The 4,069-nt window shown below is 40.3% G+C and carries 4 protein-coding genes; all 4 read right to left on the reverse strand.

Going from position 1 to position 4,069, the window contains the following annotated elements; all coding sequences use genetic code 11:
- Positions 1 to 921, reverse strand: a 921-nt coding sequence (locus IH879_20915) for a choice-of-anchor B family protein (GenBank protein ID MCH7677390.1), incomplete at its 3' end; no start/stop codon positions are given.
- A 116-nt stretch (positions 922 to 1,037) separates the two neighbouring features.
- A complete protein-coding gene (locus IH879_20920) occupies positions 1,038 to 1,814 on the reverse strand; it encodes a noncanonical pyrimidine nucleotidase, YjjG family (GenBank protein ID MCH7677391.1) in 777 nt (258 codons plus the stop codon).
- A gap of 465 nt (positions 1,815 to 2,279) precedes the next feature.
- Positions 2,280 to 3,434, reverse strand: a complete 1,155-nt coding sequence (locus IH879_20925) for an aspartate aminotransferase family protein (GenBank protein MCH7677392.1) — start codon at positions 3,432 to 3,434, stop codon at positions 2,280 to 2,282.
- A 304-nt stretch (positions 3,435 to 3,738) separates the two neighbouring features.
- The coding region (locus tag IH879_20930; GenBank protein MCH7677393.1) for a hypothetical protein at positions 3,739 to 4,069 on the reverse strand (331 nt) is incomplete at its 5' end.

Below are 4,069 nucleotides of genomic sequence, written 5' to 3' on the forward strand. Positions count from 1 at the left end.
GTTACTAGTAAACGTATCGTAATGTCCGACTTCAACTAAATTAGTGGGATCCGAAATATCGACAATGCGAAGACCGTCGCCATAATGAGAAATGTAGGCGTAATCTCCCAAAATGTGAGTATTGTGCGCCAACAGACTGGGAGCAGCTAAATATTCGTCAACAATTTCCGCATTAAAGGGATCTCTGATGTCCCACATCTTGACCGTCAGACCCGTGCTCTCCTGGGTTGTCATGACATATTTACCATCCTCGGTGGTCCAGGCGTTATGTACATTGGGGCCCGGGAGAATTTCCGTGATTTGTACCGGTGCAGACTTATCACCGACGTCGAGAATTACCAGGCTACCGCTATTGAATGCGCTACCAAACAAGGTATCATTCCTGACATAAACATCATGGAAGCATGGAGAGGGCCACTCACCAACCTTAATTGGCGATTCGGGGTCGGATAAGTCAAGAATGTCAACGCCACGAATTCTATCTGGTCCTGATATATATGCGAAGCCATCAGTGATATACAAATTATGAGCTCTTTTGAAAGCCGTAGTATCCGTGCCAACCAGTCGAACAGAATCCGGCAGTCCGCCAAGATCGATAATTGTTAAGCCGTCATTACGTTCGTCCGCAGTAACGTAGGCGTAGTGATCATGGGTTTTTATATCTCTCCAATTAGATAACACACCCGGTACAAATGCCACTTCCTCAAGGCCTGTGGATTCTACTTTTGCAATTGAAACACCCGTATAATGGCCGACAATGGCGTAATCATTTCCCTGGTCATCCGTGTACCCCCAGACATCGTTAGCAGAACCAAAAAAGCCACCCCTTTCACTTCCATATTCCAGATTTCCGATTAAAGTCGTATTCCGACTGGTTTGTGCGAAGATTTGGGAGGGCAAGCAAAATAAAAATATTAGCATAACTTTTCTCATGGTACATCCTTTTTGGTGAGGTAATTAAAATAGGTTTAATGGAAGGTATGTGATGACTACAGACAGTTTCAGGCTCTTATTCCACATTCTAAATGGTTAGAACTTCAAAAAATATTTTTAATTTCTTTTAGGTCGGAAATTTCAAAATCTGCCAGGCTGTTATTCTCTGAGGTCTTTTTCGGATTAAAAAAAATTGCCTGCCAGCCAAAGTTTTTAGCTCCAACTATGTCATTTTCGTAGGAGTCACCAATATAAACCGTTTCAAAAGGCTTACTATTTGCTTTCCTTGCGGCTTCACTAAATATTCCCGGATAAGGCTTTGCCACACCCACATCTTCAGAATAGATTTTATATTCAAAATATGACTGCATGTTGAGCCTTGACAGCTTACTTTCCTGAACCCTGGGAAATCCATTGGAGAGAATACCCAGAGAATATTTTGGCTTTAAATAATCGAGAATTTCAACAGCATTCGAGATAACAAAAGTTTGCTTTGAATAAAGGGCTAAATAATTTTCTGAAAACACAGAATAATCAATTGGGGTTAAGCTCAATTCCTCGAAAGTCATTTTAAAACGCAGGATTTTAAGTTCTGCCGGAGAAACCTCACCGTCCGCCATCTGCTTCCAAAGAATCGTGTTATTTTTATCGTAAGTTCGAAGAAAGTTCTCCCGGTTGACTTTAGCAAAAAGCTCAGGCTTTGAGTCAAGTAAAAATTTCAAAGTTGCTTGCTCGGCACGCATGTGATCGAACAAGGTATTGTCCAAATCAAAAAAAATGGTTTTTATGTCTTTGAAGCTCATTTTAAGAAAAGAAAGGTAGATAATTTCGTTCAATAAAACAACGCCAAATTTAGGGACTGACAGGTAATTTTCTGCCATACTCGATAAATTTGTCCCCGAATGTTTCTATCGGGGAAGCATTCGAGCACAAGCTTTTTGGCAGAATTTGAAATCACAAATATCAAATAACAAATGCCGACGGTTCGGCATCAAACAAAATCACTGAAAGTTATGGTTTTATTGGACATTGGGATTTGGTATTTGAGTTTTATTTGTAATTTGTAGTTTGTTTTTTGAGATTTGCGGCTTGTCCGCGTTAGGATCAAGTAGAGTGCGTTTCTTAATAAATGGTCTTGTTATAGAATGGTCAGTTCTAAATAACCGCGAATATATGCTAATAACGCTAATATTTATTTTATGAAATGAGAATTGCAGCAAGAGATATTTTTTAAAACGTTAAATAATTAAAAATATCAAATTTAGAAAGTCGTCTTTGATTCTGTTGCTTTTATTGGCGTTCATTTGCGTTAATTAGCGGTACAGTTTTTAGGATTTTAGATGATCTTATTTTAAAACATCAACTAATTTTTCAATAACAAAATCGAGATCTTTATAAGTAATTGTCAAAGGAGGTAGGATTCTGATTACATTGATTCCAGCTGGAAAGGCCAGCACGCCCTTTTCCAGGAGCATTGAGATTAAGGGGGGAGCAGGTTCTTTGACTTCGATTCCAATCATTAACCCCAGGCCTCTAATCTCCTGAATTTTTCTTAGCGTATGGTTTTTTAGTTTTTCAGTAAAATACTTACCTTTTTCTTTCGCTTGTTCAGCAAGTTGATTTTCAATCATAAAATCGATTGCAGCATTTGCCGCAGCAGAGCAGAGCGGATTCCCTCCAAAAGTAGTACCATGTTTCCCGGCGGGTAGGTCGATTTTATCTGAGCAAACCACCGCGCCCATGGGAAGGCCACCGGCAATTGCTTTAGCTAAACAAAGAATGTCCGGCTCTAAATCGAAATGATGGCAAGCGAACATTTTACCGGTGCGGCAAAAGCCGCTTTGAATTTCATCGATAATAAGGATAACTCCCATCTCGTCGCACAGTTGCCTGACTTTTTGAAAATAATCAGCGCTTCCAACATTAACACCGCCTTCCCCTTGAATAATCTCCAAAATGATCCCGGCGGTGTTTCGATTTACCCGTTCTTTTAAGCTTTCAAAATCATTAAACGGTACGAAACTAAAGCCCGGCAGCAAAGGCTCAAAACCATCTTTATATTCAGGCTTAAAAGTAGCGCTCAACGAAGCGGTTGTTCGTCCATGGAACGCTTTTTCGGCGCAAATAAACTCCGTTTTCTGAGTGGCGAATTTTGCAAACTTGATTGCGCCCTCGATGCTTTCGGTTCCTGAGTTGCAAAGGAAAGTCTTGTTCAAGTTAGCCGGGGTAATTTGGATAAGCTTTTCAAGAAGCAAAGCCCGCTGATCGTTGTAGAACATATTTGAGCATGTGATGAGCCGTGCTGCTTGTTCGGAGACTGCCCGGGCAATTTTTTCATTTGCATGACCTAAGTTAGCGACGCCATTCCCGGAAACGCAGTCGATGTATTCATTCCCGTGATCATCCCAGATTTTGGCATTTTTGCCTTTAACTAAAACAAGCTCTTTTTTTGCGTAGACACCCAGAGCGTAGGTTTTTTCTAATTCTAAGTAATTTTGTATCATGGGATTTTCTTAGAGCGTTTGTCAGCTTGATTATCTAAAATAGTCAATAGACTACTTTTTCTCAAGATAAATATTTTGATACAATGTGCTTGAGTTGGGGGTAAAGATTGCAGTTCAAAGGATAACGAAGTAGAAGAAGTCATTCCCCGCTCGGATTGAAGAATCACAGAACCATTTTTTTTGGCTCTAGCGAAATGTGATATCTTCGAAGTTACAAATAAAAAAAGCCGCTGCCTGAAACCTTTCCCGTAAGGGCGGTACGGACAGCGGCGATAGGATTTGGAGGATCCTATGGAGGAGGCTAATTACCTAAATAAATTAATCTAAATCCTAAAATTTTTACACTTTCAGGCCCTGTAATTGGACCATTCAGGAACTGTGGATAATAATTAGATATTTTCGCGTAGTGTAAAACATCGATAGCATGAGTTCCTTGCGACAATTCAAAAACACCGCTTTCACGCGAAACTGTATGAGGCGTTCCCGGGTCATCCGGAACGACTTTGTAATTACCGGCGTTGCCGTTTTCGGGTAAGAAGACGTTGTCAGAATCATCTCGAACCTGCAGATAAAAACTTTCGTTGAGCTGTGAATCGCCGCTGTTATACCAAACTTCTGTGACAATTTGATAC

Source organism: candidate division KSB1 bacterium, from assembly GCA_022562085.1.
Taxonomy (GTDB): domain Bacteria; phylum Zhuqueibacterota; class Zhuqueibacteria; order Oceanimicrobiales; family Oceanimicrobiaceae; genus Oceanimicrobium.